Here is a 19,696-nt window from a genome sequence, read left to right as displayed (position 1 = left end):
CGCAGTCAGGCCCAGATGCTGTACTTTTGCGCTCTGTTAAATCAGCCTGTATGAATCAACACCCTGCATTATCATTCGATAATACAGCCAATGCATTTGCATATAAATCTGACAAGGATCTTAAAAAAGCGCATTTTCTCTTTTCCTGTATGGGCATCGCGCCACTGGTGAAGATCGGTACACGTCTTACGCCCTGGGCCATAAAATCCGGGCTTCCCGTAAAAGGAATCATCAGGAATACCATCTTCGAACAATTCGTAGGTGGTGAAACACTGGAACAGACTGCAAAAGTCGCGGATAAACTCGGCGCCTACCACGTGCAGGTGATCCTGGATTACGGAGTAGAAGGAGGAGAAGACGGAGAACATGGATTTGACCATGCTACCGACGAGTTCATCCGGGTGATTGAATACGCCGCCACGCAAAAGAATATACCCTTCATGAGCATCAAGGTGACCGGTTTTGCCAGGTTCGCCCTGCTCGAAAAACTGGATGCCGCCTCCGGCGATAAAAGCGGTTTTGAAGGAACGGTGCATACAGAGGCGCTTACGCCTGAAGAAAAAGAAGAATGGAACAAGGTGGTGGCGCGTATGCAAAGGATATGCACCGCCGCGGCTGAAAAAGGAATAGGTGTACTCGTGGATGCCGAGGAATCCTGGATACAGGACCCGGTGGATGCGCTCACCATGCAGATGATGGCATTGTTCAACAAGGAAAAAGTGGTGGTGTACAATACGATTCAATTGTACCGCCACGACAGGCTGCAATTCCTCAAAGACAGTCACCAAACAACGAAAAGCAGGAACTTCCTGCTGGGCGCGAAAATCGTACGCGGCGCTTACATGGAAAAGGAACGGAAACGCGCCGCTGAAATGGGCTATGCTTCACCCATTCAACCTAGTAAGGAGGCCAGCGACAGAGATTATAACCTGGCGCTGGAATATGCCATCGCGCACCTCGAGGAGATCGGACTCATCGTGGCCTCACACAACGAATACAGCAACTTATACGCCACTAAGCTCCTGGCGCAGCGTGGATTGCCAATGGATTATCCCCACATCCATTTTTCACAGTTGTATGGGATGAGCGATAACATTACGTTTAACCTCGCTGAGGCGGGTTGCCCGGTGAGTAAATACCTGCCGTTCGGGCCCATCGAAGATGTGATTCCTTACCTGATGCGCAGGGCGCAGGAAAACAGTTCCGTATCCGGGCAAACCGGTCGGGAACTGGGCCTGATCAAAAAAGAACTGCAAAGGAGAAAATCAGCCAAATAGGTAAGCGATATCTTCTTCCGTGAGTTTTTTGATGAAGCCGGAATCTTCACTGATCAGTTCTTCAGAAAGTGATTTCTTCCTTTCCTGGAGGTGCAGTATTTTTTCTTCCACGGAATCGCGGCAGATCATTTTGTAGGCGAATACTTTTTGTTGTTGCCCGATGCGGTGCGTCCGGTCGATGGCCTGTTGCTCTGCGGCGGGATTCCACCAGGGATCCACGAGGTACACGTAGTCGGCCGCGGTAAGTGTAAGCCCCACGCCACCTGCTTTTAAAGAGATCAGGAATACCGGGTGGTCATTGGTTTCCTGGAACTGTTTCACCAGCAGTTGCCGGTGTTCCGCCTTCGTTTGCCCATCGAGGTAGAGGAACGGAATGCCCTGCTCTTCCAGTTTTTGTGCAATCAGCTTCAGCATTCCCGTGAACTGGGAGAATACGAGGGCCTTATGTCCTTCGCCGATCTCGTTGAGGGAGCGGAGCAACTCTTCCATTTTTACCGGCATATCGGTAATGTCTTCGTAGCCCGGCACCAATTGCGGCGCATTACATACCTGGCGCAGCCGTGTAAGCCCTTCGAGGATATATACAGTGCTGGAACCGATACCTTCTTCTTTTACTTTTCCCAACAAAGTCTCCCTGTATTGTTCTTTAACGGTATCATATATGCGTTTTTGAGCTTCCGTCATTTCGCACCATTGGATGATCTCTGTTTTGGCCGGAAGGTCGGTAGCTACCTGCTCTTTTGTCCTGCGCAGCAGGAATGGATGAATCAGTTTGCGGAGTTCAGCGGTGCGCGACGCATCCCCGAACTTATCGATCGGTTGAACGAACAGGTCGCGGAACGCCGCTTTGTTGCCGAGTAGTCCCGGGTTGATGAACTGCATTTGGGTGTAGAGATCCATCGTATTGTTCTGGATCGGTGTGCCACTCAGGATGATGCGGTTCCGCGCATTCAATTGTAATACGGCTCTTGCGGTGAGGGAGTCGGGGTTTTTGATGACATGACTTTCATCCAGGAATACATACCCGAAACTGTGCTGCATGAACTTCGCGATGTCTGACCTGATGGTGCCGTAACTCGTAATCACGATGCTGTGTTCTTCCGATTCCACCGTGGAAAAACGCCTGTCTGCACCGTGATAAATGGCGTAAGCAACATCCGGCGTAAACTTTTTAAGTTCGGCCTCCCAGTTGTACATCAGTGAGGTTGGACAAACTACCAGGTGTTTTTCTCCCGGGTATTTTTTCAATAAGAAACGGAGAAAGCTGATGGTCTGCAATGTTTTACCCAATCCCATATCATCGGCAAGACAGCCGCCCCATTGGGCTTCGTCGAGCAGACAGAACCATTCGAAGCCGGCCTTCTGGTAGTCGCGCAGGTTGGCTTTTACCTCGCCGGGAACCTGGAATACGGTGCCCGGTTGCTGTTGGTGTTGCTGCCATTTTACCGTGAAATCTTTTTTCAGAATGGGTTTTTCCCCCGCTTCTGTTCCGAGGTAATGATCGATCAGGTTCCAGTGTTTATCGGAGAGCCGAAGCGTGTTTTTATCGACGGTTCCCAGCCGGAGCAGGGTTTCATATTGTTTGTTCCATTCTTCCGGTATAATGCCCAGGGAGCCATCTTTCAGGAGGATAAACGGCTGGTGGAACTGCATGGCTTTTTTGATATCGGGCAGCTGCGCTTTTTCGGGGCCGTACATCACTTCGAATTGCAGGTCGATATACCCCTGGTCTTTCGTGGTCCTTTTGACGGAGAGTGTCGGAAAATGTTGATTGTACCTGAAATGCTTCAGTGTTTCCATGCCCATTACCGGGATGTTCTGTTCAGAAAGTTTCCGGTAGAATTTGATGAACCACTGGCTTTTCTCCGCTTCCGCGAAGGGCAGGTAGCAATAGTCGGCAGGTTGCGTCCTGAAACGCGGACTGGTGGAGCGGATCATGTCACGCACCTGTTTTTCTGTTTCCTGGTGCCTTTTAATGGTGATGCGTTCAAGTGCGGTATCAATTACCGTCTCCGTATTAAAATCATCATCAATCAGGTGTTCTTCGTACTGCCATTGGAGTCTGATCATCAGGAAACTACCATTCAGTTCACTCAATCTTACCAGGCATTCGGGTGGTGTGGTAAGTTCTTTTTTTACCAGCAGCACTTCCAGGTTCACCGGGTATTTTTCTTTTAAGGGAAGGATATTTTCACGGATGAATTTTTCCTCCGGCACTGCGCCCTGGTCGATATAACCACCATGTTCAAAGGGGCGGAGCGCTTCCACATCGGGTAGGTTTAGCAGGAAGAATTCGTTCCGGTGGCGCAGCAGGAAGCCGTATTGTTTGAAATCGCTGCAAAGCTGACTTTGTCCATTGATATCAATATAAGCCAGCAGCCTGAGCTTTCCCGAGGGCGTCCGCAGCAGGTGAAAATGGAGTTTGGGTGTATAGGCGCTGATGGCAGCTTTTTTTATTTCGGCTGTGGTACTCAATAAAGGATCAATATACGTATAAAACCAGTGCAGCATGCCTGCGAAGGGTTTGAGTTGCTGGAACTGGTTATAGAAAAAAGTGAGCAGGTTTTTAGCGGTGAGCGCATCCGTGGATTCACTGTGCGTTTCATTGTTTTTTTCACGGAACCAGGCTGTTTGTTCCTGTAAAGCCTGTTTGGTGCACCGGAAGAGAATGGTCCTGATCTCCTTCGGAACCATATTCAATTTCAGCAAAGAAGATTCGTTCAGCAATGGAAAACGGGTCAGTCTTTTACCCTGTTTATCTTCCACGAGCAGGATGCCGTCCAATACAAAGGGTAGATTTCCTTCAGCGGTGAGATCGATCAGTAAGCCCGGTTCTCCTTTTTGTTTTTTCGCGTCGCCTGCACCGGTGGTGATCACAATGGTTTTTCTGGAAGTAGCCATGCGGCAAAAATAGGTATTGCGGGTATTAATGACGGCTTTCCGGGTGAACACGCCAGGAAAAAAAACTTTTGGCGGCACTAGGCATTTTGTTTTTTCCCATCGTTTCATAAAAGGGGATGCCAACATTCCTTTACAATATGACCAGTAACCGACTTACTATACTGCTTTCAAAATACGCTGACAATAATCTTTCCGCGGCGGAAACAGAAGAAATGTTCCATTTGATCGCGGAAACACCCGATGCCGCTGTACGGGAAGAACTTACGCTTTTGCTGAAGCATACCCAACCGGTGTTGGTGTACGATGAACAGCGTTGGGCACCCACCTTACAGCGTGCGATAGAACGGGCCGAAGCGATCCGGAAAACGCCGTCGCAGGTACCTTCAAAACTTATTTTCCTGCGGAAACTGGCCGTTGCTGCTGCGGTTACCGGGCTGATCGCATTGGCGGCATACCAGTTCTTGCAGCCTTCAACTACCAAAAATGAGACGCCCAAAGCTATCGCTCAGCAAACGAAGCCCATCGTGGCGCCGATCATTTCGAAGGCAGTTGTAACATTGGAAGACGGTACAAGTATCTCTTTGGATAGTCTTCATGTTGCCGCCGCTAAGAAAAGTATTCCGGTTTCCATAGCGGACGACGGCACTCTCGTATATGAAGAAAAGGAAGTAACTGCGGCGATACATACCTTGACCAACCCCCGTGGCAGCAAGGCCATACAACTGCGGTTGAGTGATGGTACGCAGGTATGGCTGAACGCCGGAAGCAGTGTACGTTACCCCGCCTTCTTTGGTGCGGGCGGTCGCCAGGTGGAAGTAAACGGGGAAGCTTACCTCGAAGTAGCGAAAGATGTTTCCAGGCCTTTCTCCGTTGTGGCCGGTAACACCATTACAACGGTGTTGGGTACACATTTCAATGTAAACAGTTATACCGACAATGGACCCGTAAAAGTGACTTTGCTGGAAGGAAGCGTGCGTTTCAGTGCCGGTGAATCATCGGTATTGCTGGAGCCGGGAGAACAGGGTATTGCGGGCAACAAACTGGTGAAGATACCGGTAGACGTGGAAGATGTGGTGGCCTGGAAGAATGGTTACTTCGCCTTCACCCACCAAAGTATCGGTGAATTGGCGAATGAACTTGCGAGATGGTATGATATCACCATACATTTTGATCCTGCACTCGCTGGAAGGCGCTTCGGTGGCGGTATAGCCAGGGATGCCGACCTGCAGCAGGTGATGCGGATACTGGAAGAAACTAAAATAAAATGCCGCTTGGAGGGGCGGACATTGTACCTCAGTAAATAAAAAACCAACAACACCCGCGGCACGAAACAGAACCGGGATGTGCGGACACACACCCCGGAGTATGGTCTGGCATCGTGCGCAATGACCTGTCACTGCTTTTTCAACCAAAACCAGAACAAATTTATGCTTTTCAAAGATTTATCCCTTCTTTCAGGAAGAAGGGTGTCTAAACTACTGCTGATTATGAGACTGACCTGTTTCCTGCTGCTCGCCTGCTGCCTCTCGGTAAGCGCCCGCGGCTTCAGCCAGAAAGTATCGCTTAAGGCGAACGGAACATCTATGGGAACGGTGTTCAAAACCATCCAGAAACAGACGGGCTATGTATTCTTTTACGACGAGGCATTGTTGCAATCGGCGGAACCCGTGTTTGCTGACCTGAACGGTGTGCCATTGGAGGAAGCGCTGAAAATATGTTTCCGCGAACAACCGCTTACGTATTCGGTGATCGGTAAAACAGTAGTGGTGAAAAGGAAGACCGGCACGGGATTACCTGAAGTACTTCCTCCTGTGGAAGTGAAAGGGATCGTCCGTAACGACAAGGGAGAACCACTGGAAGGCGTTACCCTGCTCATTAAAGGCTCTTCAAAAGGAAGGACCACTGACAAGAATGGTGAGTTTGAATTTAAAGATATTGAACCCGGAACCATATTGGTGGTATCCGCCGTGGGGCACGAATCCAAAGAAGTGACCGTTAAAAACGGCACCTATCTTTCCATCGTATTAAAGGTGAAGGTGAACGAAATGGAGGCCACCGTAACCGTAAGTACCGGTTACCAGCAAATTAAAAAAACGAACGTCGCGGGTTCGGTAAGCACCATCAAGGCTTCCGAACTGGCATTCAACGGCGTGAATACCATAGAACAGGCTTTACAGGGGCGTCTGCCCGGTGTGGTGGTGCTGAACAATAATGGTATGGTAGGTACCCGCCAGCGTACCATCGTGCGGGGCGTGTCAACCCTTACAGGATCGCAGGACCCCATATGGGTGGTGGACGGCATGATCCAGGAAGATCCGCTTCCTTTTAAAGCCAGTACACTCGACGGGTTGGGGAACATCAGTCCCGATAACTTCGACTTTGTACGCAATTTCGTGGGCAACGCCATCGCCTGGCTCAACCCGAACGATATCGAAGACATTACTGTGTTGAAAGACGCTTCGGCTACCGCAATTTATGGGGTGCGTGCGGGCAACGGGGTGATCGTTATCAATACCAAGAAGGGAAAAGAAGGTCCCCCGGTAGTGAGTTATTCCAATACGGTGAACATCGGGGAAAGGGTGACTTACGACCGGTTGGAAAAAATGAATTCGAAACAACGGGTCGCCGTTTCCAGAGAGGTTTTTGAAAGGGGACTTACCTCTACGACCAGCGCCAACAATATCGGTTACGCTGGTGCACTTGATGATTATCTTTTCGGAAGGGCCACTTTTGACCAGTTCAATGCAAGGGTGAAACAACTTGAAGTGAACAATGTAGACTGGTTTGATATCCTGTTCAGAACACCCGTAAGTGTGAATCATAACCTGAATCTTTCAGGTGGGAACGCCAGTACCAGGTATTATTCCTCTTTCGGCTATTCCACCAATAACGGTACGGCAAAAGGCAACGATCAACGTACTTTCACGGCGAATGTTGGTGTGAATACAAGACTGGGCCGCAAGTTCAATGCGTCGATCCGCGTTTCCGGCAACCAGGCACAGACGAATGGTTTCTTCAAAATGGAACCTTACAAGTATGCTTCTGAAGTGAACCGCGCTATTCCCGCTTACGACTCTACTGGTAGCCTGTCTTATTATAAATTGCGGAGCGGATTCCTCTTTAACGCGATCAACGAACTGGAGAACAGCGGCTCCGCCAACAAATCGGTGAACGTGAACGCCAACCTGAACCTGAACTACGATATCAGCCCGAACATCAGGTTCAATACCATGTTCAGCATCAGCAGCTCAAATACCAACGGGTACACCTATGCGTCGGAACGTACGGAATACATCGCTAAAATCAGGATGTATGACTATGGCACAGTGAAACCGACAGATGCCGCTTTCCGTGCCAGTAAGCTGCCTATCGGAGGAGAATACAATGCCGATGACAACCAGAAAGTGTCCTGGAACTGGCGCAACAACATCAGCTATTCCAAAGTTTTTGCATTAAAACATACTTTTTCCGCCATGCTGGGCCAGGAGGCGAACAGTGTACGTTATACCGGGTTCGCCACTACCAATTACGGATACCTTCCTGAACGCGGCAAAAGTTTTGTAGACCTCCCTGTTTCTACTACAATTGGCTCCATCGTTACACCAAACTCTTTGCTGCTCACTAAAAAAGTATATACCGACAGGGTTACCAATACCATGGGGCTATATGGAACACTGAATTACAGTTTCGATAACCGTTATGTATTGAACGCCAGCGTGCGCTCCGACGCCTCTAACCGTTTCGGACAATTTACCGGGGAAAAATTCAATCCCGTTTACGCGTTGGGACTTCGGTATAACCTGATGTACGAACCTTTCGTGAAAAACCTGGCGTGGTTGTCCGCATTCAGTCTGCGTGCAACTTATGGTTTCCAGCGGAACATAGTAAGCAATGTGAGCCCGGAACTCATTGCCAGGGTTAATTCATCTGTTGGCGCACAGGCTACCGATCTCATGACGGGAGAACCAAGGCTGGTGGTGAGTTCTTTGCCTTATGGCGACCTGCGCTGGGAAAAAACGGCTACCACCAACTTTGGACTTGATTTCGGTTTCCTGAACAACCGGGTGAGCGGTACCGTAGAGTATTATACGAAGAAAGGAAGGGACATCATTACCAGCCTCGACGTTCCCATCGAATACGGCGTTACCACCATGCCGGTAAATGGAGGGGAACTTTCCAACAAGGGACTTGAAGTGTCGATGGCTTTTATCCCGGTTCAAAAGAAAGATTACACGCTTACCGTTTCTTTCAATACATCGAAAGTCTTCAACAAGCTTGAAAGGGCAGGCGCGCAGAATCCTAATTTCAGAACAGCCTCCAACGGCAGTTACTACCTTGACGGATACCCGGTTTCCGGATTCTGGGCTTTCCGCTTCGATGGTATCGATCAAACCAACGGTACTCCTAAGATTGACCTCACCGTTGATAGTAAGAGAAATCCCCTGACTGACCCCTCTGCCTATATGCAATACATGGGCACCTTGAATCCTGATCTCACGGCAGGAAGTTCGGTCAGCTTCAGGTACAAGATGTTCAGCGTGGCCACTTCATTGTACCTGCAACTGGGCGGGTATAAATTCCTGACGCCAGTGTATGTGGTGGGCGATAACCAGGCAGCCGGATTACCAACAGAGTACGAAAACCTTTCCGCCGAACTGGTGAACCGCTGGACACCCACCAATACAACCGCCACTTTCCCGGGGCTACCCACAGGTTCCGGAAATTTCCTTTTGCCCGATGGGAAGACCTACTCCAATGTTTACCAGATGTACAACTTCAGTACGGCAAGGGTGGTAGACGCTTCCACTTTAAGAATGAACAGTATTTCTCTTTCTTACAACCTGCCCGCCAAAATCGCATCGGCGCTTCGCGCGAAGAACCTTTCAGCAGGAGTTAGCGCCTCTAACGTGTTCGCCTGGGTGAGCAAAGATTTTAAAGGGCGCGACGCGGAAGTGGCCACGGGTGCGCAGCCCAGGACAAGAAGCTTCTCTTTCAGGATCAACGCAAGTTTCTAAAAACATTATACCAACGTTATGAAAAAATATTGTTCCATACTCTTACTCGCCTGCACCTGCTTCCTGGCATCTTGCAGTAAGTTCCTGGAGGAATCCAGCCAGGATGAGATCAGACCAACAACTACCTCGGATCTGTATGCGCTGCTTATTGGTACCGCGTATCCTTACCAGAACGTTTTTGATAATTACCTTGATCTTCTTACGGATGATATTCAGTGCAATGGCGTGCCCCGACTGCCCAATGGGGACATCAACGGAACCTTCACCGGTTTCCTGAACAACGGATATTACCTTTTCCGGTTTGACCCTAATATGTTTGAAAGAACAGAAACGGCCATGTCAGCAGATCAGAACTCATGGCTTAATTATTACAAACTGATCAACGGTTGCAACCTGATCCTCGACTATATAGACAAGGTGAACGGTCCGGAAACAGAAAAAAAAGCATTGGAGGGGCAGGCGCTTTTTCTGCGCGGGTACTATTACTTTAAGCTGGCAAATATTTATGGAAGGCCCTATGATGAACCGGGTGGGAACCCTGCCGCCAACCTGGCTGTACCATTGATACTTTCTTCCAAAGTATCGGATGAAAGAAAGACGCGCAATACCGTACAGGAAGTGTATGCACAGGTGGAGAAGGACCTTTTGCAGTCGGAACAATTGCTGGAAGCATATTACGCGCCAACAAACAGCTTCAGGGTGGGGCACGTTACGGCGAAAGCGGTACTGAGCCGATTCTACCTTTACAAAGGAACTGCTGAAGACCTGAAAAAAGCTGCGGCCTACGCATCCGCGGTAATTGAGCTGAAGCCTTCCCTCACCCTGCTCTCCTCGTACTTCAATGCATCAAATGTATTTTCAGTGGCAGGTATATACGATCCGGCAGCGAGCCAGGAAGTAATCTGGAGCTATGGGGTGAACCCCACTGGCGCCAACGCTTATTTTCCGGCTGTTGCCAATGTAGCCAATCTACACCCGCCTTTCACGGTTTCCAACCAACTGGCGGGCATGTACGACAGAGGTACCGGTACCAGTAACCAGGGCGACCTGCGCTATCTTTCTTATTTCGTGAAGTATACCGTTTCGGGCGTACAATATCCGCTGAAATCTTTAAAGATTGGGGTGAATGCGACAGCGATCGGTGACCGCGGCATTCGTGTGGCTGAAATGTACCTCAACAGGGCGGAAGCCATCATCAGGCTGAACGCGCTTGGCGATCAGTCTGCGGGTGCGCTCACGAAAGCATTGGAAGACCTGAACACCTTACGCATTGCACGCTATGATACCCGGAATACGCCTTACCAACCCGTAACCATCACCGATGGCGATGAACTCTGGGCGTTCTGCCAGGATGAAAGGAGAAAAGAACTCTGTCTCGAAGATGGGCACCGCTGGTTCGATATCCGCCGCTGGCGTGTTCCGGTGAAGCATACTTTCATTGATGCGAACAACCAGTCCTCTGAACACGAACTGCCTGCCGGAAGTTTGCTCTACGCTTTGCCGGTTCCTTACCAGGCCATCGAAGCGAACAACGCGCTGCAACCCAATCCCCGTTAATGTTCAAATTCAGTTAAAATGAAAAAGATTATTCTTTATATACTACCACTGTTCTTCCTGGTTGCCTGTTACAAAAAAGAGGATGCGCTCCTGCCTTCCGAAGGAAAAGAAGGATACATAGTACCACAAGGAAACAATGCCTACGACCAAACCATACTTAACTTTTATGAGAAATACGGCAAATACCTGTTGTATGAGTTTACCGATAAGGATACCTATTGGACACCCGGAGGCTGGAAAAACAGTACGCCGAACGCCTCCGGCGTCTGGAGCAACGGGTATGAGGCTGCAAAGGCTGATCCCGCTTATGTGGCTTCCCAACTCCAACTGCTGGATACCATCTGGTTTAAGTATTATTCTGATGCTTTCCTTAAAGAGTTCCTGCCGGTGAAGATCATGTTGTGCCGTTCAGTGGATTCCGTATTCACGAGGTTCGTATCGTTTAATCCGATTACAACAGAAAAGGGGGTTAAGCCCGTGGCGGCATGGTTCAATTACGATAACATTTGCGTGAACCATGGCAATCAGGCTGGCGCTTCCCTCACGCCCGCGGAAGTAAAAGTGGCGGGAGCGAAGCTGAACCTCATCTTCGGACAAAGCATCGGCCTGAGAAGAATGGTTACGGCCACACCCCGATTCGCAGCAGTGGCCAATTACAACGCAACGATCACCACACAGGCCGTCGCTTATGGACAAGGTATCATATACACCTACTACAACGCTCCTAACGCCGACCTGGATTGGGGATTCTACATGCTCGCCATGATGACCACCAGCGAACAGACGCTGAACACAAGTACGCCAAATACCGATGCTTCTTTCAAAGGAATCCTGAATACAACAAAAGACAGCAATGGCAGGATCCGCCAGCGGTACAACATCGTGCGCGATTACTACAAAGAAAATTACAATGTTGACCTCCAGGCCGTGGGCAACGCGTTTAACTGATAAATCCGACGTATGAAAAAATGGCTTTTGATAGTAACCGGGATACTTTTTTTCGCAGGCATTAACGTGCTTGCGCAGGGGGTGAAATTCGAGAAAATCACCTTCCAGGAGGCGCTGAACAAAGCCGGTAAAGAAGACCGCCTGGTTTTCATAGATTGTTACACCGAATGGTGCGGACCCTGTAAAGGCATGGATAAGCAGGTGTTTCCTAAAGAAAACGTAGGTGCGTTTATGAACGCGCATTTCGTGAACCTGAAAATGGATATGGAGAAAGGAGAGGGGCCGGCCTTGCTGAAAAAATACGCCGTGGGCGCTTTCCCAACCTTCCTCCTTCTTAAGCCGGATGGCTCCCTTCATTTCAAATTTGTCGGGGGAATGAGCGATTCTCAATTCGTATCTACTGTACGTTCGGGTATGGCTGCGGACAACAAAGTATTCGCACTACAACAGGCCTATGCTGCCGGTGATAGGTCCCCGGAAGTTTGCAGAAGCTATATTAAAATGAAAGTGGAGGTGCAGGAAATTCCGGCTGCCCAGGAAGCCGCTAAGGAATACCTGGCTTCGCTTTCGCCCAAAGAAAGGACTGCCCCGGAGAACTGGTTCCTTTTTGGAGAGAACCGATATGCCATGTACCTTTCCAATGTGCATTCGGCTTCGTTCCGTTACCTTGTCCAGAACAGGAAGGCCTTCCTCAAAAGGATACCCGCGGATACAGTAGATGCCAGGATTAGGGCGCTGTATGGCGCTTTGGCGGAACATGCGTTGCGCGACTGGTACTTTAAGAAAGAACCCTATACGCCGGGCATGTTTAACGACCTCGTGGCGTATGCCGAAGCTTCTGGTATGAAAGATAAAAAACAATTGGTGGCACTGATCAGAATCGCGGATGCCGCGGGACGCAAGGATGATGAGGAATTGCTGGAATTACTGGCAGCGAATACCACGAAGTTCTCCGAGCAACACAAGCGTGTTTTCTTTCCGTTCATCGGGGGCTACATGTCTCATCTTCCAAAACATGAATTTGACGGTATCCTGAAGCGCATGTTCAGCGACCTGGTCAATACATCCACGAATCCGCACCTTGTATCAATGGCCAATTCCCAACTGAAAAGGCTGAATGAAAACGTTAATTGATGATAACAGTGAAGAAGTTGCTGCTGTTGTGTCTCTGTATCCAACTGCAAAGTTTATTGAAAGCGCAACCTCCCTTGTCCTATCCCGTGGACCTCAAAAGAACGGCAGCCGTCGATTCATTTGATATTCCCGCGCTCCGGAAACTGGTGGGAAGTCTGGACATTGTTCCATTCTTCCTGCCCGCTTCCAATGCGTTCTGGTATGTTTGGGAAGATACGCCCGGGGTAAGAAAATACTGGCTGGCCGATCCCGTAACGAAAACAAAAACCCCGATTCCCGGTCCTGATCCCGGTCCGAAGCGCCCTGTAAAATACCGCGGCGTAGGAGAGCATGCTGCCAATGACAGGTATATATTATACAGCAAGGGACACGAGTTGTACCTGCAACGCGATAGTGTGGAAACAAAGCGGCTCAGCGCCGATGGCGCACGTTATTATTCCTTCGGTGAATACGAGGCGGATGAGCGTGCCGACCGTCCTGCGGCTACTGTTGCCCGTTGGGTAGACAGCTCCACTTTCTTTTATGCGCTGCGTGAAGATAACCGGAAGGTATTTGAAATGCCGTTGGTGCACAGCATGCCATCTCTTCCCTGGTTGGAAAAATGGAAATACCAACTGGCCGGCGATACCGCGGTTACACAGTATGAACTTTTCATTGGCGATACTTCCGGCAGGATCAATAAAGTGGCGATCGAAAAATGGAAGGACCAGGAACTGAAGATCATCGGTGCCAACCCCGTTTTCAATGAAGTGTTCTTTACCCGAAAAAGCAGAACCGGCCAGCAGATTGAACTGTGCGCCGCGCACCTGGTTTCCGGGAAAATACGGGTGATCATTGCCGAAACAACGGATCGTTATTTCAGTCCAGATCTTTTCCAGGTGATCCCCGTAAACAATGGAAACGAATGGCTCTGGTGGAGCGACCGCTCCGGATGGGGGCACTTCTACCTGTACGACCGGAACGGGCATTTGAAAAGAACCCTCACCAACGGGGCGTGGACGGCAGCAAGAAAAGTAAGGCTGGACGAACGTGCCAGGAAACTCTACTTCTATGGCTATGGAAAAGAACGGGGCAGAAACCCAAACCTGCAGCATTTGTATGAAGTATCGCTTGAGGGCGGAACAGTAACGTTGCACACGAAAGAAAACGCGCACCATAAAGTATGGTTTCATCCAGATGGAAAATATTATATCGATGTATTTTCCAGGATAGACCAATCGCCACAGATCAATGTCAGGTCGCTTGCCGGGAAATTATTGATGGAACTTGAAAAACCGGATGTTTCGCGCCTGTATGGTTATGGGTGGCGTCATCCCGAGCCTTTCACCGTAAAAGCCGCGGATGATTCCACCTTGCTGTACGGCCTGATATGGAAGCCTTCCGGCTTCGATTCCACCAAAAAATATCCGGTGATTTCCCAGGTATATCCCGGACCATTTACGGAGACCGTGTGGCCCGATTTTACTGTGTTCGACAAATACAACAACGCGGCCCTTGCTGAAGCCGGGTTTATCGTAGTGGTCATGGGCCACAGAGGGAGCAGTCCATTCCGGGGAAAGGCCTATGCCACTTATGGATACGGCAATCTCCGTGATTATGCGCTGGAAGATGACCGGCATGGCCTGCGCCAGTTGATCCGCGGCAATACTTACATGGACAGCACACGCATTGGGATCATCGGGCATTCAGGTGGCGGGGCCATGGCCGCCGCGGCGATATGCACCTACCCGGACTTTTATAAAGCGGCGGTGGCTTCCGCAGGTAACCACGACAACGCTTTCTACCATAAAAGCTGGGGCGAAACCTACCAGGGCATCGCTTATGATTCCACCAAAACAAAGCCTTTCAATTACAAGGTGAAAAACAATATGGAACTGGCTTCCCGTTTGGCGGGCAGGTTATTGCTGGTGACCGGCGAAACGGACAACAACGTGCATCCCGGGAACACCTTCCGCCTCGTAGACGCGCTGGTGAAAGCGGGCAAGAACTTTGAACTGCTCGTGCTCCCCAACCAGTCGCATCACTACGAAGGGCCATACAAAACCTATTATGAAAACAAAGTAAGGGCATTCTTCCTTCAATATTTATAAACCCGGCTCCGGCCATTTTACTGTATGATGATACGATTTGTTGCCGCCATTCTATTGGCGCAGGTGCTTTCTTTTTCTGCTATCGGTCAGAAAAAAGATTCGATTCCCCCCAAGCGAACCACAACGGGATATGATGCGATCGTTAACGCGCAAATGAAAATTTCGAAAGGACTTTTCACCGTTTACCGGAACGATACGAAATGTTACTTCGAACTTGCCGACTCCGTTTTTGGAAGAGATGTGCTCATCGTTTCCAGGCTCGCCGGCACGTCCGCTGAAATGAGGGGGGAGGGCAGTATTAGGGGATTTGTGGGCGATCAGATCAATGAGAACCTGATTCGCTTCGAAAAGGCGCCGAACGGAAAAATATTCGTCCGTTCCGTTTCCTACCGGGAACGTTCAGCCGATTCCTCCATGCCACTCTACCGTGCCGTGGTAAAGAACGGCATCCTGCCCATTACCATGATCTTTGAGGTGAAGGCCACAAAAACTGACAGTACTACCGGTATGGGATATTCGCTAATTGATATGACGGATTTGTTGAACAGCGATAACGATATGTTGTTTTTCGGCGGATCAAAATCGGCTTTTCGGTTACAGTCTTACCAGCAGGATAAATCTTTCCTGCTGGATGTAAAAAGTTTTCCTGCCAATACCGAGATCAGGACCATGAAAACTTATTCCCGTGCCCCGGCGGGAAACTCCCTGGTGAACGGTGCGCCTGTTGCCGCCGGTGGTGGCAACGCAACAATTGAGATTAATACTTCAATGGTGTTGTTGCCCAAAGAACCGATGCGTCCGCGTTTCGCCGATGAAAGGCTGGGCTACTTCAGTACAAATTATGTCGATTTCGACAGGAATGGCCAGCGTGTAACTAAGCGTTCCATCATCCAGCGTTGGCGGCTGGAACCTCGGCCTGAAGACATGGAGCGGTACAAAAGAGGGGAGTTGGTAGAACCCTTGAAACCTATCGTCATCTATGTGGACCCACTCACCCCCGAGCAATGGATTCCCTACCTGGTACAAGGCATCAACGACTGGAACACCGCTTTTGAAAAAGCGGGTTTCAAAAATGCCATCATTGGACGAAGAGCGCCCACACCTGAAGAAGATCCGTCATGGTCGCTGGAAGATGCGCGGCATTCGGCACTGGTATACAAACCTTCTGATCTGCCCAATGCCAGCGGTCCGCAGGTATCCGATCCGCGCAGCGGCGAAATCATTGAAACACATATCAACTGGTACCACAATGTGATGAAACTGGTGCACGACTGGTATTTTGTGCAGGCCGGCGCTATTGATACGGGTGCCAGAAAAATGGTGTTCAGCGATGAACTGATGGGGCAACTGATCAGGTTCGTTTCTTCTCACGAAGTAGGACATACCCTCGGACTATTGCACAATTTCAGCGCCAGTTCCGCCACGCCGGTGGAGAAACTCCGGGATACCGCATGGCTCACAAAATATGGCCATACCGCATCAATAATGGACTACGCCCGTTTCAACTATGTGGCCCAGCCAGAGGATCACCTCAGGCGGCAGCACATCTTCCCCCGAATCGGCGATTATGATAAGTGGGCGATTGAATGGGGCTACCGTTATTTTCCTTCAGCCGGGAATGCGGAGGAAGAAACTGCGTTGCTGAAGAAAATGGTCCTGGCAAATGCCGGCAACAAAAGATTGTGGTTCGGTGGCGAAACAGTCTCTTCCGATCCGCGTGTGCAGAACGAGGACCTTGGTGATAATGCGATGAAAGCCGGGGAATATGGCATAAAGAATTTAAAAAGAATGGTACCGTCCCTCGTAAAATGGTTCGGTGTGCCGGGCGAAAATTACGCTGATGTAAAGGAAATGCACAGCGCCATCCTCAACCAGTTCTCTCAATACGTTACGCATGTACTTCGTAACATAGGCGGAAGATACATTACGTTGAAAACGGCCGATCAGCCCGGTGCTGTATATGTCCCCGTACCCGCGGCTATCCAGCGCGAGGCGCTTGCGTTCATAGCCAGGAACATATTTATCGCGCCCAGGTGGCTGGCCGAACCAGGCGTACTCAATAAAACAGGTGTTTCAGCCCTTGACATCATTGGAGGATTGCAGGACGAGGTACTCAGCAAACTCATCAATACCACAGTGTTTAACCAACTCCAGGAAGCCGCGGCCCTCTACCCCGGAAGTTATTCACTGCAGGAATACATGCGTTCCGTCCGGATCGCCATTTGGGGTGATCTGTATGCAGGGGTAGCTTCAGATCCCTTCAGCAGAAACCTCCAGTTGCAATACCTGGATCGTATGCTTGTACTACTCGCTCCCGCCGGAGCCGCTCCTTTAAAAACTACGGTTTACGGTCCCGATGGCCTGGCAACAGTCCGCATGCAGTTATCCGAACTGGTAGTCGCCCTACAAAAGAATATTTCAACCGAAACGGACAACCTGGTAAAAACGCACTACACCCTTGCGCTCAAAAGAATAAAAGATGCTTTGAAATAACGTGTTAATGTGTCGCTGTATATCAAGGGGGCGTATCTTAGCTGATGCGCCCCCATTGCGAGTTACGAAGCAATCACGAGTTACGAAGTAATCACGAGTTACGAAGCAATCACGAGTTACGAAGCAATCAAGAGGCAGGAAGCAATCGTGAAATAAGCTATCCCTGCATAAGCTATCCCACCTTCAACAGCCCGTAGCGCCGTGTTGCGAGGTAACGAAGCAATCGCGAGAAAAAAACTTAAACAAGAAACTGCAAAACCAATCCTGCCCGAAATACAACCGCCCTTTGCGTCTCTGCTCTGCGAGGAACGAAGCAGTCTGCCTTCGCGAAGAACGAGGCAATTTCGTGAAAAACAACTACCCTACAAGAAAAAACTACTTCCCAAAGCACCCCAGCAACAACAACGTCAAAGCCCCGCCTGGCTGCGAACTGATAAACGCCCTGATCTGCCGCGTCGCCTCCTGCAAATGCGCCTGCACGGTTTTTACCGAAATCCCCAGTTGCTCCGCGGCGTCTTTATAAGATAATCCCTGTTCCCTGCACAGCTTATACACTTTCAACCGCTGTGGCGGCAGCGTGGCCACAGCTTCATGAATCAGCTGACTCGTTTCTTTCCCGTCCAGCCATGCCTCAATATCGTTGAGGGGCGTGTTGCGCATGGTTTCCGTGAGCGCCTGCACCAGTTGTGTTTCCCTTGATATTTTACGTAACTGGTCCAGTGTGCGGTTGGCGGCCATCTTAAAAAGATAGGCCTGTGGATGTTCCCAATGTGTTGCTTCTTCCCGTTTTACCCAGAGCTGGGTGAAGATGTCCTGCACGATTTCTTCCGCCAGTATTTCAGACTTAATCATGTTCAACACAAAAGGGAATATGCGTTTATTGAAATGATGGAAAACACGGGCAAAAGCCTCCTGGTCTCCGGAAGCTATCCGCGTGAAAAGATCGCGCTCTTCGGTTTCGTTCCATCTGTTGTTGGGTTGGACTGACATTCCTTTCAAAAATAATAATATTCCCGCAACAAGAAGGCCGTAACTATGTACTGGTACAGAACTGATGAATGTATTACATTTGACGCATGAAGCCCGAAAAAGCCGTTACCATCTACGATATCGCGAGCCACCTGAATATTTCCGCCGCTACCGTGAGCCGGGGCTTGCAGGATCATCCCGCCATCAGCCGGGAAACCAAAAAACGCATCCTGGCCGCAGCTAAAAAACTCGGCTACCGTACCAACACTTTCGCGAAAAGTTTAAGAACCCGGAAAACGAATACTATCGGCGTGATTGTGCACCGGCTGAACAGCTACTTCATTTCAACCGTACTGGCCGGAATGGAAAGTACAGCCAACAAAGAAGGCTATAACCTCATCATCAGCCAGTCGCTGGAGCGTTTTGAAAAGGAACAACAGGCCGTACTTACCATGTACAACAAACAGGTGGATGGACTACTGATCTCTCTGGCCGCAGATACGCCCTCTATCGAACACCTCGAGCCTTTTTTCAGCCGGAAGATACCGGTCGTATTTTTTGACCGTGCGCCTGGCGTTAACCTGCACACGAGTATCCTGGTCGATAATTTCAGGGCGGCCTATAAAGCTACCACACATTTACTGGAACAAGGTTGTAAGAAGCTGATGCACCTGGCAGGAAACACCACCAGTAACTTATACGCCGAAAGGCTCGCGGGGTTTAAGCAGGCGCTGAAGGATCATCATATCCGCTTCTCCGACAAACTGCTCTTCGAGAGCGACCTCAGTGAAGATGCCGGCCTTGCTGCGGCAGATTATATCCTGAGTCTGAAAGACCGGCCCGACGGCGTTTTTGTGGCCAACGACAACTCCGCCGTGCATTGTATGCTGCGCTTGCAACAGGCCGGCATGAAGATTCCCGAAGATATCGCCTTTGTGGGGTTCAACAACGACCCCATTACGAGGGTAATTTCTCCCAACCTTTCCAGTATTAATTATCCCGGACTTACTTTAGGTGTTACCGCCATTCAAACCATGCTCAACCACATCAACGGACTGGCAACCCTCGAAAATACCAGTTCCATCGTGCTGCGCGATGAACTCATTATAAGGGCTTCTTCGCTACGGAATAAAAACTTGTAGGATGTCCTGTTTTTTCGCATCTTTACGCAACCGATTGCAAAACTATTTGGTTTTTGAATATAGCTTGTTAAGCTGAAAGCTTCTGAAAATAAGGATTGAAGATGCTGATAAGTTATGCAACGGATGGCGTAAATGTTATTCAGAACCGATTTTAATGTCCAACGATTTAT

General features: G+C 49.6%; 11 protein-coding genes. 9 read left to right on the top strand and 2 right to left on the bottom strand.

The window, feature by feature from the left end:
- Window positions 1-50: 50 nt before the first annotated feature.
- The gene (locus M4J38_RS12325) at window positions 51-1,277 is read left to right on the top strand and encodes a proline dehydrogenase family protein (RefSeq protein ID WP_251759907.1); all 1,227 of its coding nucleotides are present in this window, start codon (window positions 51-53) and stop codon (window positions 1,275-1,277) included.
- Here the strand turns inward: M4J38_RS12325 and M4J38_RS12320 are convergent.
- Window positions 1,266-4,178, bottom strand: a complete 2,913-nt coding sequence (locus tag M4J38_RS12320; RefSeq protein ID WP_251759906.1) for a DEAD/DEAH box helicase — start codon at window positions 4,176-4,178, stop codon at window positions 1,266-1,268. The two genes, M4J38_RS12325 and M4J38_RS12320, sit on opposite strands and share 12 nt — an antisense overlap.
- Before the next feature lie 137 nt (window positions 4,179-4,315).
- Between M4J38_RS12320 and M4J38_RS12315 the strand changes: the two genes are divergently transcribed.
- The 7 genes from M4J38_RS12315 to M4J38_RS12285 all read left to right on the top strand — a co-directional run bounded on the left by M4J38_RS12315 (window position 4,316) and on the right by M4J38_RS12285 (window position 17,415).
- Window positions 4,316-5,482, top strand: a complete 1,167-nt coding sequence (locus M4J38_RS12315; protein ID WP_251759905.1) for a FecR family protein — start codon at window positions 4,316-4,318, stop codon at window positions 5,480-5,482.
- A gap of 183 nt (window positions 5,483-5,665) precedes the next feature.
- A complete protein-coding gene (locus tag M4J38_RS12310; protein WP_251759904.1) occupies window positions 5,666-9,193 on the top strand; it encodes a SusC/RagA family TonB-linked outer membrane protein in 3,528 nt (1,175 codons plus the stop codon).
- An 18-nt stretch (window positions 9,194-9,211) separates the two neighbouring features.
- The gene (locus tag M4J38_RS12305; protein ID WP_251759903.1) at window positions 9,212-10,750 is read left to right on the top strand and encodes a RagB/SusD family nutrient uptake outer membrane protein; all 1,539 of its coding nucleotides are present in this window, start codon (window positions 9,212-9,214) and stop codon (window positions 10,748-10,750) included.
- Between the two features lie 18 nt (window positions 10,751-10,768).
- Window positions 10,769-11,698, top strand: a complete 930-nt coding sequence (locus M4J38_RS12300; protein ID WP_251759902.1) for a hypothetical protein — start codon at window positions 10,769-10,771, stop codon at window positions 11,696-11,698.
- A 12-nt stretch (window positions 11,699-11,710) separates the two neighbouring features.
- A complete protein-coding gene (locus M4J38_RS12295) occupies window positions 11,711-12,832 on the top strand; it encodes a thioredoxin domain-containing protein (protein WP_251759901.1) in 1,122 nt (373 codons plus the stop codon).
- Window positions 12,832-14,922, top strand: a complete 2,091-nt coding sequence (locus M4J38_RS12290) for a prolyl oligopeptidase family serine peptidase (RefSeq protein WP_251759900.1) — start codon at window positions 12,832-12,834, stop codon at window positions 14,920-14,922. The genes M4J38_RS12295 and M4J38_RS12290 overlap by 1 nt, the downstream gene beginning before the upstream one ends.
- A 24-nt stretch (window positions 14,923-14,946) precedes the next feature.
- On the top strand, window positions 14,947-17,415 hold the full coding sequence (locus M4J38_RS12285; RefSeq protein WP_251759899.1) for a zinc-dependent metalloprotease: 2,469 nt from the start codon (window positions 14,947-14,949) through the stop codon (window positions 17,413-17,415).
- Window positions 17,416-17,790: 375 nt separating this feature from the next.
- Here the strand turns inward: M4J38_RS12285 and M4J38_RS12280 are convergent, their stop codons facing one another.
- Window positions 17,791-18,405 carry an RNA polymerase sigma-70 factor gene (locus M4J38_RS12280; protein ID WP_251760868.1) on the bottom strand — a complete coding sequence of 205 codons (615 nt, stop codon included), beginning with the start codon at window positions 18,403-18,405 and terminating at the stop codon, window positions 17,791-17,793.
- 86 nt (window positions 18,406-18,491) lie between these two features.
- On the opposite strand from M4J38_RS12280, the gene M4J38_RS12275 reads away from it, so the two are divergent.
- Complete coding sequence (locus M4J38_RS12275) at window positions 18,492-19,526, top strand: LacI family DNA-binding transcriptional regulator (protein WP_251759898.1); 1,035 nt, start codon at window positions 18,492-18,494, stop codon at window positions 19,524-19,526.
- Window positions 19,527-19,696 lie beyond the last annotated feature (170 nt).

Origin of the sequence: Parasegetibacter sp. NRK P23 (assembly GCF_023721715.1) — a bacterium.
Lineage (GTDB): Bacteria > Bacteroidota > Bacteroidia > Chitinophagales > Chitinophagaceae > Parasegetibacter.
The sequence above is the reverse complement of the archived record's forward strand: the minus strand, read 5'-3'. Positions and strand labels throughout refer to the sequence as shown.

Excerpts from the sequence above, each read along its gene's own strand:
- M4J38_RS12325 (WP_251759907.1), top strand. The coding sequence starts at position 51 with ATGAATCAACACCCTGCATTATCATTCGATAATACAGCCAATGCATTT.
- M4J38_RS12320 (WP_251759906.1), bottom strand. The coding sequence starts at position 4,178 with ATGGCTACTTCCAGAAAAACCATTGTGATCACCACCGGTGCAGGCGAC.
- M4J38_RS12315 (WP_251759905.1), top strand. The coding sequence starts at position 4,316 with ATGACCAGTAACCGACTTACTATACTGCTTTCAAAATACGCTGACAAT.
- M4J38_RS12310 (WP_251759904.1), top strand. The coding sequence starts at position 5,666 with ATGAGACTGACCTGTTTCCTGCTGCTCGCCTGCTGCCTCTCGGTAAGC.
- M4J38_RS12305 (WP_251759903.1), top strand. The coding sequence starts at position 9,212 with ATGAAAAAATATTGTTCCATACTCTTACTCGCCTGCACCTGCTTCCTG.
- M4J38_RS12300 (WP_251759902.1), top strand. The coding sequence starts at position 10,769 with ATGAAAAAGATTATTCTTTATATACTACCACTGTTCTTCCTGGTTGCC.
- M4J38_RS12295 (WP_251759901.1), top strand. The coding sequence starts at position 11,711 with ATGAAAAAATGGCTTTTGATAGTAACCGGGATACTTTTTTTCGCAGGC.
- M4J38_RS12290 (WP_251759900.1), top strand. The coding sequence starts at position 12,832 with ATGATAACAGTGAAGAAGTTGCTGCTGTTGTGTCTCTGTATCCAACTG.
- M4J38_RS12285 (WP_251759899.1), top strand. The coding sequence starts at position 14,947 with ATGATGATACGATTTGTTGCCGCCATTCTATTGGCGCAGGTGCTTTCT.
- M4J38_RS12280 (WP_251760868.1), bottom strand. The coding sequence starts at position 18,405 with ATGTCAGTCCAACCCAACAACAGATGGAACGAAACCGAAGAGCGCGAT.
- M4J38_RS12275 (WP_251759898.1), top strand. The coding sequence starts at position 18,492 with ATGAAGCCCGAAAAAGCCGTTACCATCTACGATATCGCGAGCCACCTG.